Origin of the sequence: Floridaenema fluviatile BLCC-F154 (assembly GCF_041929135.1) — a bacterium.
Taxonomy (GTDB): Bacteria; Cyanobacteriota; Cyanobacteriia; order Cyanobacteriales; family Aerosakkonemataceae; genus Floridanema; species Floridanema fluviatile.
In genome coordinates this window covers 78,422-97,452 of sequence record NZ_JBHFNS010000031.1, presented here as the reverse complement: position 1 = coordinate 97,452, position 19,031 = coordinate 78,422, and the positions used below count along the sequence as shown (strand labels likewise).

Genomic DNA, 19,031 nt, shown 5'->3' with positions numbered 1-19,031 from the left:
TAGTCAATGATGCCAGTACTTCTTTATTAATGCAAACTTTCTATAATCAACTAGCTAATAATACTGCTGAGTCTCCGATTACTAAAGCTGAGGCTTTAAGAGAAGCACAATTAAGTTTTTTGCGGGGAAATAACCAAACTGGTACTTCCCAAGAAAGTCGTGCTACTGTAGTTTTTGAGATTAAACCTGGGACTCGTGCTAATTTTGGTTCTCGGTTCTCTCATCCTTATTATTGGGCACCTTTTGTATTAATCGGTAACGGTTTATAAAATCTATGATTTCTCGTTTTTATCAGTTAAGTTTAATCAGTAGTACTCTGGTTTTTTCTTTGTTTCCTTTTTCTTGGGGTGAAAGAACTCCTAAAATAGCCCAAGCGACTGAAGTCGCGGCTACACAAACAAAGTCCGCCTACGCGGACTGGGATTTTTTAGGGAAATCAAAAAGGCGGAATTTGGTATTAGCACAATTTCCCAAAAATGAACGGAAAATGGAAGCAGAAACTCTGTTACAAACTGGGCTGAAACAGCTAGAAAATAATCAAGCGGAAGCAGCTATTCAAACTTTCCAACAAGCTTTGACTATTTATCAGGAAATTAAAGACCGTTCCGGGGAAGGGGAAACCCTAAAAAACTTAGGTAATGCTTACTTTGCTGTGGGAAATCAGTCCAAAGCAATGGATATTTACCAACAAAGTTTGACCATTGCTAGGGAAATTAAAAATCGGGATTTGGAAGCTAAGGCGTTACAAAATATCGGCACTATCTATCGACTGCAAGAAAATTATACCAAGGCTGTGGAATATTTGGAACCAGCTTTATTAGCAGCCAGAGAAGTTAAAAATAAAGAGATAGAATTAAAAGCTTTAGTGAGTTTGGGACTTATTTACGATTCTTTGGGTAATTATCAGAAAGTAGCCGAGTATTATGAACAACTTTTGCCCATAGCTAAAGAAACAAAAAATAGTCAGTTGGAAGCTTTAACTTTGGTGACTCTTGGTTATGCTTATACTTCTTTGGAAAACCAACAAAAGGCGATCGAATTTGCCGAACCTGGTTTAAAGTTAGCTAGGGAAATTAAAGAACCTACGTTAGAAGCAATAGCTTTAGTTACTTTGGGTTATGCTTATCTGGGTTTAGAAAACTATCAGAAAGCGGTAGAATTTGCCGAACCGGGTTTAGCCATAATGAAGCAAATTAAAAATCCCCAAATGGAAGTTGTGGCTTCATTTACTCTCGGCTTTGCTTACACTCTTTTAGGTGATTATCAAAAGGCAACTCAGTTTGGTGAGTCAACTTTAACTATAGCACGAGAGCTAAAAAATCGCAATTTTGAAGGGCGGGCTTTAGTAGTTTTGGGATTGGCTTATGATTCTCTTGAGGAACATAAAAAAGCTGTTGAATTTGCTCAACAAGGTTTAGTAATTGCGCGAGAGTTACAAAATCCGCAAATGGAAGTATTTGCTGCTTTTAGTTTAGCTAGAAGTTCTTATTTGTTGGCTAGTACTCCTGAAGAATATCAGAAGTCTTTGGCGTTAACTCAGGAAAGCTTAGCCGTAATGGAAAAATATAAAAATCCCCCTTTTGCATCTTATTTATATTCTCAAATGGGTGATAATTATAATAATTTAGGGGAGTTTGAAAAAGCGATCGCACTCGCCCAAAAAGGCTTAACCATCGCCCAAGAAATCAAAGACAAACCACGAGAAGCTTATGCTTTATTAGTAATTGGACAAGCTTATTACCAACCAGCAAACACGCCGGAAGAATATCAAAAATCTCTAGAATTTATCCAGCAAGCTTTAAACTTATCCAGGGAAATAAAAGAACCAACTTTTGAAGCCTTAGCCTTAATTTACTTGGCTAACATTTACAGCCAACTCGAAGATTATCAGAAAACTTTAGAGTTTGGGGAAGAAAGTTTAAAACTCAGTCAAAAAATCCCTAATCCCCAAGCACAACTTTTACCTTTGTTTAGCTTATTGAGTGTTTATCTAGAGTTAGGTGAATATAAAAAAGTAATAGACTTGGGTGAAAAAGGTTTAACAATTGCCAAAGAAACAGAGAATTCAGCTATCGAATCAGCTTTGTTAGTTATGCTCAGCGTAGCATATTTTGGCGAAGGTAATTACCAAAAAACGGTTGATTTTTCTCAGCAAGCTTTAACCGCTTCTCGTAATTTGAAAAATCCCCAAATGGAAGCTTATTCTCTACTAGTTTCAGGTATTGCTTATGCAAGTTTGGAAAATAGCGAAAAAGCGATTGATTTGTGGCAACAAAGTTTAACTAAAGCGAAAGAACAAAAAGATAATACTTTGGCATCTTTAGCTTTAAATCTATTAGGAGGAATCAATAGCAAACTAGGGAGAAAAAGTCAAGCGATCGCCCTATACCAAGAAGCCATCTCCATCGATAGCGATTATAGCATTCTCGCCGGAATCGCCCGGGTTTATCGTGACCTAAACTCACCAGTTACCGCCATTACTTACTACAAACAAGCAATCAATGAAATTGAAAAAGTCAGAGGGAAAATTAGCGGTTTACCTGTAGCATTACAAAAATCATTTTTGCAAGCCGTACAAAGTATCGATCGCGTAAAAACCGCCGACATCTATCGCGAATTAGCAGATTTATTGCTATCCCAAGGACGAATTTTAGAAGCACAACAAGTTTTAGAACTATTAAAAACCGAAGAATTGCGCCAATATACGCGATCGGGAATTAGCAACTCACAACTAGTTTTGAACCAAACAGAAACCAACATTCTCCAAGAAAATGGCAGCTTAATTCAATTCGGACAAAAACTATATCAATGTCAGCTAGATCGATGCAATCAACTAAGTCAATTACTCGATCAACGAGACGTTTTAATTGGTCAATTTAATCAAAAAGTCCAAACAATCGAAAAAGAAATTCGCGAAAGACGCGCCCAAGATGACGCATTTTTTGACCCGACAAAAATTAGCAAAACCAAAGAAATCGTCGAAGCCCAACCCGCAACAGTGCTAATCTATCCCTTAGTTTTAGAAAATAAAATTTGGCTAGTATTAGCCTCTCCCGGAGGCGTAGTTAAAACCGTAGAAGTACCAATAAATCGTCAAGAATTAGGCGAAACAGTAGTTAAATTCCGGCTATTATTACAACAACCTAATTCATCAATTACTGAAGTCCAAGCCACCGGAAAAAAACTCTATGATTGGTTAATCAAACCCCTAGAAACAGAATTAAAAACTAGTAAAACTCAAAACTTAATCTTCTCACTCGATCGCGTCACCCGCTACATCCCCATGAGTGCATTGTTTGACGGAGAAAAATATCTAATCGAAAACTACAACATCTCGACAATATTATCAGCCGACTTGACAGATATGCGCGATCGCTTACCCCCAAACACCGAAAAATCCTCAATCTTAGCATTAGGATTATCCGACGCAGTTGCCAACTTTAACGCCTTACCATTCGTACCAGCAGAATTAGATGCCATAGTCCGCAAACAACCAGAAGATCCCAAAGGAATCTATCCCGGATTAGAATTTCTCAACCAAACATTTGACTTCAAAGCATTAAGAGACAACCTACCCGGACGCAACATTTTGCACATCGCCACACATGGAAAATTCGTCCCAGGAAGCCCAGATTCTTCCTATCTCCTATTAGGAAATGGCACTAAACTAACCATTCCCGACATTCAAAAATTACAAGGATTAAGCTACATTCACTTAGTAGTACTTTCCGCCTGTGAAACCGCCCTTGGAGGGCCAAACGCCGAAGGAATAGAAATTTCTGGACTAAGTTATTATTTCCTTAATGGTGGGGCAAAATCAGTCATGGCTTCATTATGGCAAGTCAATGATAGTAGCACTAGTCAACTAATGCAAAACTTTTACAGTAACCTAGCAGCAAATAACCCCAACGACACCCAAATAACTAAAGCCGCCGCCCTTCGTCAAGCCCAACTCAAATTTTTACAAAGCAACGACTCAGCAAATAACTTAGCCCAAAGAGGCATCACTGCCGCCCGACCAGTAAAATCAAACTTATCTCACCCTTACTACTGGGCACCTTTCGTTTTAATTGGCAATAACTTATAAAAAGACAGAAGCGAAGAAATACAAGATAGGGTGATTCAGGAATTTTGCAGATAATTCTCATTAATTCCGATTTAGTTTTGTAACCAGGACTTCAGTCCTCTTCAGACAATAGGACTAAAGTCCCAAAAATAGACGATATATGTAAAAGCAATAGTGGCAATCAGCAGGTTTTTTGTAACAGCTTGTAAAAGACTTGCGAGATAAGCCACTAATCGTTCTATTGTGAATGATTGAAACGACTTTACCCTTCAGTTTAATTACTATCAAAGACAAAAAGATGATAGAAAAAATATTGCTGGCTGATTCTGGAACAGGACACACTGAAGAAATGCTGAAAGCTTTGATGGAAATTCCCTCCATTCAATCTGCTTCAGTTACCGTTCTGCACGTTGTACCTCCACAAGTCAACGCCGACGAGATGACAGCTAAATGGGAAGAAGGAGGTAAGTTTCTTGCCACTGCGATTCAAAGCTTAAAACTAGATCCCAATCACGTCAACGCCATGCTGCGACAAGGCGATCCCAAAACCATTGTTTGCCAAGTCGCTGACGAAATCCAGGCAGATTTAATTATTATGGGTTCTCGTGGCTTAAAACGCCTAGAGTCAATTTTGGAGAATTCTGTCAGTCAATACGTTTTCCAACTATCCAACCGTCCCATGTTATTGGTTAAGGATGATATTTACGTCAAGAAACTTAACAAAATCATGGTCGCTTTGGATGCTTCGGAAGCTGCAAAACAATGCTTAAAGCTAGCTTTGTTCCTCCTGCGCGATGTCAAAGGCGGTCAGTTGATTTTTGCTCACGTTGATGCTAAAGGTCAAGAGACTCCCCCCGCAGTTCAATCAGCGTTAACCAACGCAGCTGAAGAAGCCAAAAAAATGGGAATTAGCTATAAAACTGTAACTGGTAACGGCAAACCAGGGGAACAAATCTGTACTCTAGCTGAAGAGAATAACGTAGACTTACTGATGTTGGGTTCTCCCGATCGCCGTCCCTCGATCGCCAAAGCCCTCCCAGACTTAGACCGCTTGCTAGGCACTTCCCTCTCAGACTATGTAAGAGTTTACGCCCCTTGCCCAGTTCTGTTAGCCCGGACAGTTGGTTAATCAAAATTGCGGCTGGTAATTAAAGTAGTGGGTAGCAGGAATTCTTTCTACCCACTACCCACTAGCAATCACCAGTTCTTTTTTTTAACTAAATATTTTTATCAGTGCCACGGGTGTTGGTTTGAATGTACAGAATTAAAAGAAAAACAGTAGGAACCAACACAAAAAGAATACTGGCGACAAACCCTAAATCGTTAACTTCCATAAAATCCCAACCTCTGTTCACAGCAATTTGACAAAACTAGGATATCACGCCCAGTACTTATGGTTTGCTAATCACGCTCACGGGCCCATTCACCAAAGTTTGACAAGCCAGCCGATAATTTTCCGGTTTCTTCTTCAACTTCCGATTCTCTACTTCCGTCCGTGGAGAAAGATTTTCCATCCCTTCGGCAATTTCGACAATGCAGGTGCCACACTGACCGTAACCACCGCAATTCATTAACTTACCCGTGAATTTATACAAATCAATGCCATTTTGCAGCATTTTCTCTCTTAAATTCGCCCCGTCTGCTACAATTGCTTCTTTATTTTCTTTAACAAATTTAATGTTAGCCATTACTCACCCCTTGTAGATCGAATTTGCGCCTCGATCGAACCAGTCAAATTAACGTTAACCATCTTATTTTACTTTTTCTTAAGAACTATTACAAACTTTTAATATGAGAGACTGGGGATTGGGGACTGGGGACAAGGAGAAACAGAGACGTAAATTTTACCTTTCCCCTCTGCGCCCCTGCGCCCCTGCGCCCCTGCTCCTTAAGGCGATAACGGACTAGGTGCTGGAAGTGGGATGTTACTTACAGACCTGGTTAGGGTGGCTAGCGATCGATTATAGTCAATCACCGCTCTCACCAAATTACCCTGCGCCTCCGTCAAGTCGTTTTCTGCGTCAATTACTTCCGTTTGCGTACCCACACCAGCTTGGAAGCGCAAACGTGCTAAACGTAAAGCTTCTGCGGCTTGAGTTACAGCTAATCTAGCAGTTTGAATGTTCTGGAAATTACCTCTTAAGCTATAAAAAGCTTGTTCAACCTGAAAACGAATCAGATTGCGCTGATTCGCAAATCGAGTTTCTGCGATTTCAATATTAGCTTCCTGCTGCGCCGCCCTTGCCCTAGCTGCCCCACCATCAAACAAATTCCACCGCAGCCTCGCCCCTACTGCATACCCATCAGCCAAACCTAAACCATCATTAAACACCTCTAACACATTGTAGTTAGCAAATAAATCTACCTGCGGTCTGCGAGTCGATAAAGCAACCCGCCTTTGTTGTTCAGCAATATTCCGTTGCGTTAACTGCTGTTGCAGTTCCGCACGATTTTGAAATGCTCTGACAATACTTTCTTCTAAAGTTAAATTCCACAGTCCCGCAATTTCTACAGGGTCAGCCGCGACAATCCCAGTTGACTGGGGCAAACTCAAAATCTGCGCTAATTGACGACGGTTAATTTGCTGTTGAGCGCGGTTGGTAACTAAAAGTTGGTTTTGGTTTGCTAGCTGCACCTGCGCTCGCAAGGTATCAAATCTCGTACCTAATCCCGCTTGTTCTAAGGCTATGGCATCTCGCAAACTTTGTTGAGCATTGCGGACAGCAGATTCCGCAATTCTTACCTGTTCATCTGCCAATTGTAAATCGTAGTAAGCATTAGAAACATCCAAACGAGTTTGTTCGCTTAAGGCTTCCACTTGTAATTGGGCACTGCGAAGTGCTTCTTGGGCTGCCCGAATTTGGGCGTTGCGCCGTCCACCAGTGATCAGATTGTAGTTAGCTTCAATTGTGCCGCTTAAACTGACTGAGCCTTGCTCATCTTGTTCAAATGGTTGGCCTAGTAGTTCTGCCTGTTGTCTTGCTGCTTCAAGTTGTAACTCTTGCTGAGCAGTTCGTTGTCCTTGGGCTAATGCGCTTAAATCTACTGTGGGATACAACGCTGCTCTGGCTTCTCTTAGCTGGGCTTGTGCCTGTTCGTATTGTAGTCGGGCTACTTGCAGGTCACGATTGTTGCGTTGTGCTAATTCCACTGCCTCTCGTAAGCTCAGAGGTTGAGTTACTTCTATAAGTACCTCTTCCGGTCTGGTGGGAAACTGTAAAGGGTTAGGATTCGGAACGAGATTGTTCGGAATCGGAACCTGATTTTTCCCAGGAACAGGAACAAAGCCAGGTAAAGGAGTAACTGGTATCTTTTGTGTCACCAAGTTATTACGTAGAGATCGTAGTCTCCTGTTCTCTGTAACCTGATGATTTGACTGATGAGCTACATGACTAGATAAGGTATTTACAACCAGGATATTGCCTTCGCGTAACTTGCCGTTAGGCGTATCGCGCTGGGCTTGATTTTGTTTTTCCTTGTGCCTTTGATTACTGGATAAGTAATCACTAGAGTGAACTACAGCAGATAAAGTTTCGCCAGTTTTCACTGCTTCACTGCTGGACTCAAGACTGGCTGTACCACTTTCAGCGTTAGCTATGGGGGGTATACCAGCACATACTATGGCACTCACACTCACAACCACGAAATAACGAAGCTTTGACATACGCTTTTGAAGAGTCTGCTGCTTTGTGCAAACAACCTAAAGCAGCATACTAGTTGATAACTGGACTTGGCAAACACTCCCTTGGTCAGGAACAGGTAGTGTCATCGTGATTAAGATTACCGCGATTTACTACTAACTGTTTCCTCATCAAATATAAAAGTCTTTCTGCTTTAGGGCAATGGTGTTGATTAAATTTTGCTACAAGGGAAATGCCAAATGTACGGAATCGCTAAGTTTATATTCATATTTTCTTATTTTTTATACTCAGTAAAATAGATTATTATATTTATTAAATGTAGTTAAGCTTTAAACTGTTACTCAATTCTATTAGGTGGTTTTAGCTGCTGCGTTATTTTTACCCAACTCTAATTTATCTATCGAGAAATCAAGTGAAATTAAATTCAACTTGGTTTCCGCTAAAGTTTTTGAAAATTTGGTAATTGTGAATACAATATTAGCAATGTAAATGAGTATAGCCTCGATCGGGCTGAAAATTTTTAATGGAATCAGGTAACAGGTATTTTATAACCTGACTAATATACAGTCGGTTACTAGCTGACACAGTTGCTTCGTGGTTAGGAATGTATTAAGATACAATGGAAGGAAAAATTGAAGTTCGGACTAGAGCCTTTAATCATTTTACTGAAATATTAGTGGTTATAGCTAATTTTTTGATCCTGATTTGGCGCAATGGGTGGTTAAACAATCAAATCAAAAAAAAACATTCTCAGCAAATGATCCTGCAAAAACATCAAAAACCTGAAGCAGCTTGGTATCAAGAACATGAACGATTGCAGCTAATAATGGAAGCTACTAATGATGGAATTTGGGATTGGGATATCAAAAATAATACTTTGTTTTGGTCAGATAAGTTGTTTATTTTACTTGGGTTGTTTCCGGGAAGTTACACTCCGACTTTAGAGTTGTTTTATCAGTTAATCCATGCGGAAGATCTGATAAGAGTGAAGCAAGCAATTCAACAACATTTGCAATTTAATCAGCCTTATAAGTGTGAGATGCGATTAAGAAAGGCAGATGGTAGTTATGGTTGGTTTCTTGGTCAAGGTAAAGCAGTGCGAGATGTTAAAGGTTGTGCTATTCGTATGGTTGGCTCGATGGTTGATATTAGCGATCGCAAACAAACCGAAGAAAAATTGCGTCAGAGTGAAGAAAGATTTCGCAGCGTTTTTGATAATGTTTCCGTAGGGATGGCATTAGTTAATGTTGATGGACATACCATATTAGCTAATGAAGCAGATTGTCAATTTCTTGGCTATAGCCAAGAAGAATTAATCGGGATGCACTTTAGTGAATTTACTCATCCCGAAGATTTAGCAATAGATCTAGAATTACACAAATCGTTAATGGCAGGAGAAAGAAATAGCTATGTAATTGATAAACGTTATATTCGGAAAGATAAAACAATCGTTTGGGGACGATTGACAGTATCTTTAATTAGAGATAAAGATAATTCGGTTTTATATACAGTAGTTGTTTGTGAAGATATTACGGTTCGCAAACAAGCCGAAGAAGCTTTACGACAAAGCGAAGCTAAACTTGCAGCGGCGCAAAGAGTGGCTCGTATAGGTAATTGGGAATTAGATATAGCTACTAACAAAATTATTGGTTCGGCAGAATTATTCCGCATTTTTGGGTTTGATGGCGATCGCCAAGAATATGACTTTCAAGAAATTTTCCAAGTTTGTTTTGCTGAAGATCGAGAAAGATTAGAACAAGCAATCAGTCGAGGAATTCATCAGAGAAAATCCTTTGAAATTGATTTTAAAGCCATGCGTAAAGATGGTTTAGTTATGTACAACCAAGCTAGAGGAGAAGCTGTTTTTAACAGTGAAGGAGAAGTAATTAGACTATTTGGTACAATCCAAGATATTACGGAACGAAAACAGCTAGAAGAGTTACTGCAATCGCAAGTCCAAAAAGAAGAAGCATTAAATCGAGTCATTCAAATAATTCGTAATTCTTTAGATTTATCAACTATTTTCTCTACTGCGGTTATGGATATTGGTGAACTTTTAGAAGTTGAGCAAGTGGCTATTGTTCAGTATTTGCCAGAAGAAGAAATTTGGTTAGCAGTAGCAGAGTATCGCCAGAATTCTCAGATAAATAGCTTGTTAAAGCAGAGAATTTCCGATCGAGAAAACCCGATCGCTGCTCAACTGAAAAACTTAAAAATTGTCCAGTTAAAAGATGCTAGTCTTTCTGAAGATGAAATTAATCAGAATTTGGCTCAAACTTTTCCCGGCGCTTGGTTACTGATTCCATTACATTTTAATTCTGTAACTTGGGGTAGCTTAAGTTTGTTAAAACCTCAGCAACATTATTGGCAAGAATCAGAAATAGAAATAGCCAGAGAAATAGCAGATCAATTGTCAATGGCTATTTATCAATCACAACTTTATCAGCAAGTACAAGCAGCAAATGAGGAATTAAAAAGATTAGCCACTATTGATGGTTTAACTCAAATAGCCAATCGTCGTCGATTTGATGAATATCTGAATTTAGAATGGTTACGTCTCCGCAGAGAAAAAGCAGTATTATCTTTAATTTTATTCGATATTGATTATTTTAAGCGTTACAACGATACTTATGGTCATTTAGCAGGAGACGATTGTTTGCGCCAATTAGCAATAGCTGTTAGCGATATTTTCTGTCGCCCAGCTGACTTATTTGCTCGCTACGGTGGGGAAGAATTTGCCGTAATACTTCCCTACACTAATTTGTCAGGTGCAAATTATTTAGCTGAACGTATTCGCCAAGCAGTTCATGATTTAGAAATTCCTCATAGCCAATCTTTAGTAAGTAATCATGTTACAGTTAGCTTGGGAGTTGCTTGCATGATTCCAGATGCTAAACTATCCCCCCAAGACTTAATTAATGCTGCGGATCGATCGCTTTATAGTGCTAAACAGCAAGGGCGCGATCGAGTAAGTTTTGCTCAAGATGACTCTGGTAAATTATCACAATTTATGTGATTTTCTAGAAATCATTAAATCTTTAGTAATTACATAAATTGGGATTGGTTGATCTATACCTTTAAACCGATATTCGCCCATTTCTTCTAACTCTAAACGTTGAGAAGGTTGCAACATTTTATAAGTTGCATCGCTGACGATTAACTTACCAGGAGGACAAATAGATTCCATGCGCGAAGCTAAATTAATCGTTGGGCCTAAAACCGTATAATCTACCCGTAACGTACTACCCACATCTCCCACAACAGCTTTGCCACTATTAATGGCAATTCTTAAATCTAAAGGATGAGATAGAACTTTTCTTAGATTCATCTTTTCTAAACGAGTCAACATTCCTTTAGCGGCTCTAAAAGCTCTTTCTGCATGATCCTGTTGTGGTTCTGGCGCTCCGAAAAACGCCATAATACAATCACCAATAAATTTATCTAAAGTTCCGCCTTCCGCAAAAACTTCTTGCAACATTTCCTCAAAAAAAGCATTGAGTAATTCGGCAATTTTTGCCGGAGTTAATTTTTCTGAAAGTGCAGTGAAACCAACGATATCAGCAAACATAATACTAATTTCACTTTCTTTGGGAATTAAGCGAGTATCAGATACATTACCCGTTTGCATCATTTGTTGTACTACGGCTGGAGAATGATATCTCTCTAAGCGATGACGGATTCTTTCTTCGCTTCTTAATTGGCGGGTTAATAACCATCGTTGTACGCTAGAAGCAACTAAGTTAGCTAAGGTGGAAAAGAAGCTCAAATCCTGATCTTTTTGCTGAATTGATTCGCTAATGGGAATATGTCCGTCAGCATATAAAACGCCGACTACTTTATTTTCATCCCACAAAGGAACAGCCATAACACTGTGAATATCTTTAGTGATAATACTAATTTCATTACCAAACCTTTCATCGAGTTGGGCGTTAGCACTTTGAATCGCTATTTTTTGGGAATATACTGTTTGACATATACTGCGACTAATCCAATTTTCATCATTAGGTAAGGGCTGAGAATGTTCAAATTCTCTAATCGCTCCATTAAATAGTTTTAGATTTCCGGTATCGCTATCAATAATTAACAAAGCTAATCTTTCTACGTTTTCAATGTAACGGAAAACTACGTTTTTTACTGCCATGAATATCTCTTCGATCGATTCCGCAGAATTTAAATTTTGGGCAATATCTACTAAGTCTTTTAACCGAGCGATCGAAGTTTCTTGTCTCCTGACTTTATCTACTAAATTATCCGCTTGTATCCATTGTTCTTTCAAATCATTGACATTCCTAACAATAGTCATTCCCTCATCTAATTCCGGTTTTTCCGGTTCTCGCAATCGCGGTAAAGTAGAATCATTAAAAATAGCTCTGGCATCAATATTACCTAGTTTAATCCAATCATTATGTGCTAAAATTTCAGCAGTAGTCAAGATTTTTTCATTTAAATAAGTACCATTTTTACTCCCCATATCCTCAATTGACCATTTACCCTTCCCTTGCTTCACAATTCGTGCATGACATCGAGAAATTCCAAAATAGGGCAGATGTAAATCATTTTCTGGTAAACGTCCTATAGTAAATTCATCTTGATCTACTGGTACTATTACTTCCTGATTATCCAGGTAGACACACAGCTTAAGCTCTGTCATTTTTTTACCCTTTATAAGCTTTTATTATTGCTAATAGCACCCTGATATAAAAGACACTTCTACCCATAAAGTAGTTTTTTTTGTGTCTATGATGTCCCCAGTTTAACCTAATACTTAGTTTCAATAACTGGATTTGTAACGAAAAGATGTAACAGCTGTAATATTAAAGATTATCCAAGGTTAAAGATGATTTAGATGCCATATCTTGCAGGTATTTTCGTTTATCCGATAAAATCCTTAGATGGAATAGCTGTTAACCAAGTAAAGGTTTTAGCTAGCGGCGCTTTATGCCAAGACCGAGAGTTTGCTATCCTAGATGCACAAGGTCGGTTCGTGAATGGCAAACACAACCCCAAAGTACATTTATTGCGATCGACTTGGGATGTAGCAAAACAAACCGTTTGCTTACAAATTCAAGGAACATTAGAAAAACGTGAATTTGCGATCGACAGCGATCGTATTCAGCTAGAATCCTGGTTGAGTAATTACTTTGGTTTTCCTGTCACATTAGCAAAAAACTCACTTACTGGTTTTCCAGATGATAACATTGCTTCCGGCCCAACTGTAATTAGCACCGCTACTTTAGAAACAGTCGCCGCTTGGTTTCCGGGAATTTCTGTAACCGAAATCCGTCAACGCCTCCGTACTAACCTGGAGATAAATGGCGTTCCTCCCTTTTGGGAAGATCAACTTTTTGCCAAAGAAGGAGAAGTAGTAAAATTTCAAATTGGCGGAGTAATGTTTGAAGGAATTAACCCTTGTCAACGTTGTATTGTTCCAACTCGCAACTCCTTAACAGGCGAAAGTTACCCTAATTTCCAAAAACTTTTTAGTGAAAAACGCCGCGAAACTTTACCAATTTGGGTTAATTCATCTCGATTTAATCACTTTTATCGTTTGAGTGTTAATACAAAAATTCCAGCATCAGAAGCTGGAAAAATTTTACAAGTTGGAGATGAAATTAAGCTAATTTAATTACCGCTTTTCTCGGAATTTTAGGGGATAATATCAACTTTCCCACTGTCCAAATCGTAACGTGCGCCAACAATTTTTAGTTTGTTTGATTTAACTAATTCAGACACGATAGGTTGATTAGATTTCAATTGACTAACTACAATTCTGACATTCGCTTTCACCGCATTTTCGATCGGATCGCCCGGTAAACCTTGGACACTTTTTACTGCGGGTTGAATAGCTTTCACCAAAGTACTAATATGTCCGGGAACTTCACCACCTTTAACAGCAGCAGTCACAGCACCACATCTTTCATGTCCGAGTACAACTAACAGCGGAGTGTTAAGTTCTTCAGCAGCATATTCAATGCTACCGACAACTGCATCATCCACAATATTTCCCGCTACCCTAATTACAAATAAATCACCCAAACCTCGATCGAAAATAATTTCTGGTGGAACTCGTGAATCAGCACAACCAAGAACAATAGCAAAAGGATGTTGTCCTGTAGCAAGTTCTGTAATTCTTTGTTCTGTTTGGTGAGGATGAGAAAGTTTTTTCGCCACATAGCGTTCATTACCAGATTTTAATATTTCCCATGCTCGATCGGCTGTAATATCTTTATCTGTAACTGTTTCTGCTCTTGGCGCAGAAGTTACATATTTTACCCCTATTCCTCCCGCTGCTACCAGTCCTCCTATTCCCGCAAACTTCAATAAACTACGCCTGTTAATTCCTAAAGGATTTTCCTGATTATTCATTATCTTGATACTCCCAGAAAGATAAGATTATTAGTATAGATGCTTACCTAATATTAAACCGTACTTCTAGAATAGAAGATTAATTTTTTTGAATTTCAACTTATACAAAAAACCTGTTTCTAGTTAATTCTGGGAAGAGATAATAGTAGGGTGCGTCAGACCCTATATCTAGAAAATATAAGAGTTTGAGCTTCTGACGCACCTTAAACTTTGGTAGATTTGAGTAAATTTTACAGAACGGTTTAGCAGAAACCGAGTATTGACTTAACTTTTTTAATATGGGGGAAATTCTAAAGGAATTGCACCCATTAAACCTTTACGAAAATCATTTAAAAGCTGGCGTGCTGTGCGTTCCACATCACCTTGATTACGTTCTTTCGCTAAATTTACTAAATAATCTTCCCCAGTACATTCTTTAGCATCCAAACCATAACGATTTTGCAAAGGAGAATTAGGTAAAAAATTCCCGTGTACATCTCCTAAATAGTTCAACAATTCTACTAATTCAGCAGCAACTCGTTGATTATCATAAGATGCTTCGCCAATATCTTCACAAATTGCTAATTTAATTGCTGCTTCCTGATCGTTTAATTTACCAGGAATTACCCCAGGCGCATCTAATAATTCAATTTCTTTAGAAATTCTCACCCAACGTAATTGTTTAGTTACTCCGGGACGACGGGCACTTTCTACGACTTTTTTATTTAATAATCGATTGATTAAAGCTGATTTTCCCACATTAGGAAAGCCGATGACGACAGCACGAACAGGACGGGGAAGCATTCCGCGATCGCGCCGCCTTTTATTCATCTCCACACCCGCAGCTTGCGCCGCTTGCGTCACAGCTTGGATACCCTTACCATGTTGGGCATCAGTAAAATAGGGAGTTTCCCCCTGCGACTCAAACCAATTTTCCCAAAGTTGGCGCACTTGAGACGGAATCATATCCATTCGGTTAAGTACCAACACCTTCGCCTTACTTCCCACCCATTCGGAAACTTGCGGATGTTGAGTAGCCAAAGGAATTCGCGCATCCCGAACTTCCAGCACCACATCAACCAGCTTTAGCTGTTCCTTGAGTGCCTTCTCAGCTTTCGCAATATGTCCGGGATACCATTGAATCGCAGGAGTAGTCATAGAATTTGGGGGTTAGGAGTTGGGGGTTGGGGATTGGGGGTTGGGGAAGTTTTTTAACTCAAAACTCTCTCTTGGGCGGGTTTTGCTGTTAATTCTTCTGTGGCGAGTACAGACTATTCTGCTAAACCCGCCCCTACAACACAACACTCTCCCAGTCCCTAGTACCTAGTCCCCAGTCCCCCATTATGGAACAATCAAAACGGGACAGGGAGAAAGGTTAATTACCCGATAAGTAACGCTATCAGTGCTACCTTCTTCGGTTAATCCTAACCCGCGGCTACCCATCACGATCAAATCTGCGTCAATTTCGTCAGCAACATCGCAGATCGTAAAAGCTGCTTTGCCTTCGCGTTCCATGACATCTGCAAGAATCCCTTGATCGGCAAATAGACTTTGGGCAGTTTTCAATAATTCTGCCACTGCTACGGGTGAAGCCATCGCATCTGGATTAGCTGACTCTCCCTCTGGTGGTTCTACTACCGACAACAACACGAGGCGACTACTGTATTTTTGGACGATATTGGTGACTACATCAGCCGCTTCGCGGGCTTCTCGACTTTGATCCACAGGAAACAAAACTGTCTTAAACATTTAACGTACCTCGCGATCCCTCACTCCGGTAAAATGTGGACTGCGTAGACAGAACGGACAACCATAAGATTGGCACGCTGATTTCGCAAAAAAAAGCATTTAGGAGGTTATTTCGGTGTCCAAGAAAACTGTAGCAGATCTCACGTCCTCAGATTTATCTGGTAAAAGAGTCCTGGTCAGGGCTGATTTTAACGTTCCTGTAGATGGTGGTAAAATCACCGATGACACCCGCATCCGGGCTGCTTTGCCAACTATCAAGTATTTAACGGATAATGGAGCTAAGGTCATCCTGTGCAGCCACTTTGGTCGTCCAAAGGGAGTTGAGGAAAAATCTCGTTTGACTCCTGTTGCCGAACGTTTGTCGGAATTGTTGGGACAAACTGTAGAAAAGCCTAGCGATTGCATTGGGGATGAGGTTGCCGCTAAAGTTGGGGCAATGCAAAATGGTCAAGTTTTGTTGCTAGAAAATGTCCGCTTCCACCCGGAAGAGGAAAAGAACGATCCTGAATTTGCTAAGCAGTTGGCTGCTAATGCAGATTTATATGTTAATGATGCTTTCGGAACTGCCCACCGTGCTCATGCTTCGACTGAAGGTGTTACTAAATATTTGAGCCCTTCAGTTGGTGGATTTTTGATTCAAAAGGAATTGGAATATCTGCAAAATGCGATCGAAAATCCTCAACGTCCTTTAGCAGCTATTATCGGTGGTTCTAAAGTTTCTAGCAAAATTGGTGTAATTGAAACGTTGCTGGAAAAATGCGACAAGCTGTTTATCGGCGGTGGCATGATTTTCACTTTCTATAAAGCCCGCGGTTTAAAAGTTGGTAAGTCTTTAGTGGAAGAAGATAAGTTAGAATTAGCCAAATCTTTGGAAGCAAAAGCTAAAGAACGGGGCGTACAATTACTGTTACCAACTGATGTGGTAGTTGCAGATAATTTCGCACCTGATGCTAATTCTCAAACTGTTAGCATTGAAAACATTCCTGATGGTTGGATGGGTTTAGATATTGGCCCTGATTCTGTGAAAATGTTCCAAGATGCTTTAGCAGATTGCCAAACTGTAATTTGGAACGGCCCAATGGGTGTGTTTGAATTTGACAAGTTTGCTGTGGGTACGGAAGCGATCGCTCATACTCTAGCAGGTAAGAAAGATGCTGTTACCATTATCGGTGGTGGTGACTCTGTAGCTGCTGTCGAAAAAGTCGGTGTCGCAGATCAAATGAGTCACATTTCTACTGGTGGTGGCGCTAGTTTGGAATTGTTGGAAGGTAAAGAACTTCCCGGAATTGTTGCTTTAGATGAAGCTTAATAAATTACCGATTAAGCTTCTCTAAAAATCATTTCTGAAAAATCTTGTAAGGGTATGGTACGCCGTACCCTTACTACTGTTTTATTCATTGTTTCCACTCAACAAGCTCATGGCAAGAATTGAAGAAATTACCGTAAAAAACTACCGAGTACTACAAGACATTACCCTGAAAGATATTAAACCATTCTCCGTTTTTCTTGGCCCAAATGGAAGTGGTAAAACTACCTTTTTTGATGTCATCGGTTTTTTATCAGATTGTCTCACTACCAACGTTCGCAAAGCTTTAGAAAAAAGGGGAAGATTTCCCGAAGTTATATCGCGTGATTGCCAAAGTCAAGAGATTGAAATCATCATTAAATATCGGGAAAGTAAATCTCAAAAGAGTAAATCGCCTCTGATTACTTATACTGTAGCCATTGGTTTGCAAAATAGCTCACCTATAGTTTCTAGAGAGAGTCTTCGCTGGAAAAGTGAGCCTGATGCCGAACCATTTGACTTTCTCAAATTTGAATATGGTGCAGGTGAAGTAATTAGCGGTGAAAATCCTGAAATTAATGATAAAAAAATCTCCTATCGAATGGATGATCCAAGTTCCCTCGCTATTAAAACAATTGGTCAATTGTCAGATAACCCTCGTGTAGCAAGCTTACGACGTTTTATAGAAGGATGGTTTCTCTCTTACTTTATCCCCGATCAAGCACGTCAATTAGCAACCGTTGGAGCAATGGAACATCTCTCTCGCGAAGGTGACAATATTGCTAATGTAGTTCAATTTTTAGCAGATGAACATCCCCAAGTTTTAGATAAAATACTCAAGCAATTAACTCATCGCGTTCCCCAGTTAGAACGAGTAGAATCAGAACCAACTATTGATGGCAGATTAGCTCTATTATTTAAAGATGCTCCATTTAGCCGACCATTTTTAGCCAAATTTTCATCAGATGGAACTCTGAAGTTACTAGCATATTTGATCCTATTAAATGACCCAAATCCTCCTCAGTTACTTTGTATTGAAGAACCAGAAAATGGACTTCATCATCGATTGCTTGAACCTCTAAATGAAGAACTAGTTGCCTATTCGCAACGCGCTCAAGTTTTTGTATCAACTCATTCTCCCTTCTTTGTCAATACAATTAAAGATGCGAAAAACCTGTGGATTTTCCAACGAGATAATAATGGTTATTCAACTGTTACAAGAGCCGATCAAATACCTGATGCTAAACACTTTATAGAATCAAAAGCAGGGTTGGGAGATCTTTGGTCTGAGGGCTATCTTAGAGGATTACCATATTAATTGGAGCAATCATGCACATCGAGTTCTTAGTAGAAGAGTATTCAACCGAAGTAACTTTAAAAATTATTGTACCTAAAATTATCGGAGATAATCATAGTTTCCTAATTCATAATTTTCAAAATAAAGATAGGCTCTTGAAAAAACTACCAGAACGTATGAATGCTTATGCTAAATTTGTGCCAGAAGATTGGCGTATAGTAGTTGTAGTTGACCAAGATAGAGATGACTGTTTAGAGTTAAAAAAATTTTTGTGCGATGCTAGCAGTGTAGTTACACAACAAAAAGGTAATATAGTTCTCCATCGAATTGCTGTAGAAGAATTAGAATCTTGGTTTCTTGGTGATATTTCAGCAATTTGCGCTGAGTATAAAAAAATACCAATTTCTTTATGCCAACAAAAAGGTTTTCGCAATCCAGATACTATTAAAGGTGGAACTTGGGAACAATTAGATCGAATTCTTAAAAAATATGGTTATGAAACAGGTTTACAAAAAATTGACTTTGCTCAGAAAGTTGCTCCTTATATGGATGTAGAAAATAATCAATCAAAAAGTTTTCAAGTTTTTCGCAATGGACTCAAAAGTATTATTAGCTGATGTCTAGAAATTTAGATTGTCTACTTTTGCA

15 protein-coding genes are annotated in these 19,031 nt (G+C 39.2%); 8 read left to right on the top strand and 7 right to left on the bottom strand.

Going from position 1 to position 19,031, the window contains the following annotated elements; all coding sequences use genetic code 11:
- From ACE1B6_RS07350 to ACE1B6_RS07340, 3 genes are all read left to right on the top strand, one after another.
- The coding region (locus tag ACE1B6_RS07350; RefSeq protein WP_413256600.1) for a CHAT domain-containing protein at positions 1-269 on the top strand (269 nt) is incomplete at its 5' end.
- A gap of 5 nt (positions 270-274) precedes the next feature.
- Positions 275-4,087, top strand: a complete 3,813-nt coding sequence (locus ACE1B6_RS07345; protein ID WP_413256599.1) for a CHAT domain-containing protein — start codon at positions 275-277, stop codon at positions 4,085-4,087.
- Between the two features lie 277 nt (positions 4,088-4,364).
- Positions 4,365-5,195, top strand: coding sequence for a universal stress protein (locus tag ACE1B6_RS07340; protein ID WP_413256602.1), 831 nt, complete (start codon positions 4,365-4,367; stop codon positions 5,193-5,195).
- Positions 5,196-5,283: 88 nt separating this feature from the next.
- On the opposite strand, the gene psbM is transcribed toward ACE1B6_RS07340, so the two are convergent.
- From psbM to ACE1B6_RS07325, 3 genes are all read right to left on the bottom strand, one after another.
- Complete coding sequence (gene psbM, locus ACE1B6_RS07335) at positions 5,284-5,400, bottom strand: photosystem II reaction center protein PsbM (RefSeq protein WP_413256598.1); 117 nt, start codon at positions 5,398-5,400, stop codon at positions 5,284-5,286.
- A 57-nt stretch (positions 5,401-5,457) separates the two neighbouring features.
- On the bottom strand, positions 5,458-5,754 hold the full coding sequence (locus ACE1B6_RS07330) for a 2Fe-2S iron-sulfur cluster-binding protein (RefSeq protein ID WP_413256597.1): 297 nt from the start codon (positions 5,752-5,754) through the stop codon (positions 5,458-5,460).
- Positions 5,755-5,954: 200 nt separating this feature from the next.
- Positions 5,955-7,730: a TolC family protein gene (locus tag ACE1B6_RS07325; protein ID WP_413256596.1), complete on the bottom strand. Its 1,776-nt coding sequence runs from the start codon at positions 7,728-7,730 to the stop codon at positions 5,955-5,957.
- Positions 7,731-8,326: 596 nt separating this feature from the next.
- Here ACE1B6_RS07325 and ACE1B6_RS07320 point away from each other — a divergent pair.
- Positions 8,327-10,723 carry a PAS domain S-box protein gene (locus tag ACE1B6_RS07320; RefSeq protein ID WP_413256595.1) on the top strand — a complete coding sequence of 799 codons (2,397 nt, stop codon included), beginning with the start codon at positions 8,327-8,329 and terminating at the stop codon, positions 10,721-10,723.
- On the opposite strand, the gene ACE1B6_RS07315 is transcribed toward ACE1B6_RS07320, so the two are convergent.
- Positions 10,709-12,358 (bottom strand): adenylate/guanylate cyclase domain-containing protein, encoded by a 1,650-nt coding sequence (locus ACE1B6_RS07315; RefSeq protein WP_413256594.1) that lies wholly within the window; start codon positions 12,356-12,358, stop codon positions 10,709-10,711. The two genes, ACE1B6_RS07320 and ACE1B6_RS07315, sit on opposite strands and share 15 nt — an antisense overlap.
- A gap of 195 nt (positions 12,359-12,553) precedes the next feature.
- On the opposite strand from ACE1B6_RS07315, the gene ACE1B6_RS07310 reads away from it, so the two are divergent.
- Entirely contained in the window at positions 12,554-13,333 is a 780-nt protein-coding gene (locus tag ACE1B6_RS07310) for an MOSC domain-containing protein (RefSeq protein ID WP_413256593.1), read from the top strand.
- Positions 13,334-13,353: 20 nt separating this feature from the next.
- Here ACE1B6_RS07310 and ACE1B6_RS07305 read toward each other — a convergent pair whose 3' ends face one another.
- From ACE1B6_RS07305 to ACE1B6_RS07295, 3 genes are all read right to left on the bottom strand, one after another.
- Entirely contained in the window at positions 13,354-14,073 is a 720-nt protein-coding gene (locus ACE1B6_RS07305) for a carbonic anhydrase (RefSeq protein WP_413256592.1), read from the bottom strand.
- Positions 14,074-14,346: 273 nt separating this feature from the next.
- Entirely contained in the window at positions 14,347-15,210 is an 864-nt protein-coding gene (gene ylqF / locus ACE1B6_RS07300) for a ribosome biogenesis GTPase YlqF (RefSeq protein ID WP_413256591.1), read from the bottom strand.
- Positions 15,211-15,393: 183 nt separating this feature from the next.
- Positions 15,394-15,801, bottom strand: a complete 408-nt coding sequence (locus ACE1B6_RS07295; RefSeq protein ID WP_413256590.1) for a universal stress protein — start codon at positions 15,799-15,801, stop codon at positions 15,394-15,396.
- Positions 15,802-15,916: 115 nt separating this feature from the next.
- On the opposite strand from ACE1B6_RS07295, the gene ACE1B6_RS07290 reads away from it, so the two are divergent.
- From ACE1B6_RS07290 to ACE1B6_RS07280, 3 genes are all read left to right on the top strand, one after another.
- Positions 15,917-17,110 carry a phosphoglycerate kinase gene (locus tag ACE1B6_RS07290; RefSeq protein WP_413256589.1) on the top strand — a complete coding sequence of 398 codons (1,194 nt, stop codon included), beginning with the start codon at positions 15,917-15,919 and terminating at the stop codon, positions 17,108-17,110.
- Positions 17,111-17,219: 109 nt separating this feature from the next.
- A complete protein-coding gene (locus tag ACE1B6_RS07285; RefSeq protein WP_413256588.1) occupies positions 17,220-18,404 on the top strand; it encodes an AAA family ATPase in 1,185 nt (394 codons plus the stop codon).
- Positions 18,405-18,415: 11 nt separating this feature from the next.
- On the top strand, positions 18,416-19,000 hold the full coding sequence (locus ACE1B6_RS07280) for a DUF4276 family protein (protein ID WP_413256587.1): 585 nt from the start codon (positions 18,416-18,418) through the stop codon (positions 18,998-19,000).
- Positions 19,001-19,031: the final 31 nt, after the last annotated feature.

Bases quoted from the DNA above. Each gene is read 5' to 3' on its own strand.
- ACE1B6_RS07345 (WP_413256599.1), top strand. From the start codon at position 275: ATGATTTCTCGTTTTTATCAGTTAAGTTTAATCAGTAGTACTCTGGTT.
- ACE1B6_RS07340 (WP_413256602.1), top strand. From the start codon at position 4,365: ATGATAGAAAAAATATTGCTGGCTGATTCTGGAACAGGACACACTGAA.
- psbM (WP_413256598.1), bottom strand. From the start codon at position 5,400: ATGGAAGTTAACGATTTAGGGTTTGTCGCCAGTATTCTTTTTGTGTTG.
- ACE1B6_RS07330 (WP_413256597.1), bottom strand. From the start codon at position 5,754: ATGGCTAACATTAAATTTGTTAAAGAAAATAAAGAAGCAATTGTAGCA.
- ACE1B6_RS07325 (WP_413256596.1), bottom strand. From the start codon at position 7,730: ATGTCAAAGCTTCGTTATTTCGTGGTTGTGAGTGTGAGTGCCATAGTA.
- ACE1B6_RS07320 (WP_413256595.1), top strand. From the start codon at position 8,327: ATGGAAGGAAAAATTGAAGTTCGGACTAGAGCCTTTAATCATTTTACT.
- ACE1B6_RS07315 (WP_413256594.1), bottom strand. From the start codon at position 12,358: ATGACAGAGCTTAAGCTGTGTGTCTACCTGGATAATCAGGAAGTAATA.
- ACE1B6_RS07310 (WP_413256593.1), top strand. From the start codon at position 12,554: ATGCCATATCTTGCAGGTATTTTCGTTTATCCGATAAAATCCTTAGAT.
- ACE1B6_RS07305 (WP_413256592.1), bottom strand. From the start codon at position 14,073: ATGAATAATCAGGAAAATCCTTTAGGAATTAACAGGCGTAGTTTATTG.
- ylqF (WP_413256591.1), bottom strand. From the start codon at position 15,210: ATGACTACTCCTGCGATTCAATGGTATCCCGGACATATTGCGAAAGCT.
- ACE1B6_RS07295 (WP_413256590.1), bottom strand. From the start codon at position 15,801: ATGTTTAAGACAGTTTTGTTTCCTGTGGATCAAAGTCGAGAAGCCCGC.
- ACE1B6_RS07285 (WP_413256588.1), top strand. From the start codon at position 17,220: ATGGCAAGAATTGAAGAAATTACCGTAAAAAACTACCGAGTACTACAA.
- ACE1B6_RS07280 (WP_413256587.1), top strand. From the start codon at position 18,416: ATGCACATCGAGTTCTTAGTAGAAGAGTATTCAACCGAAGTAACTTTA.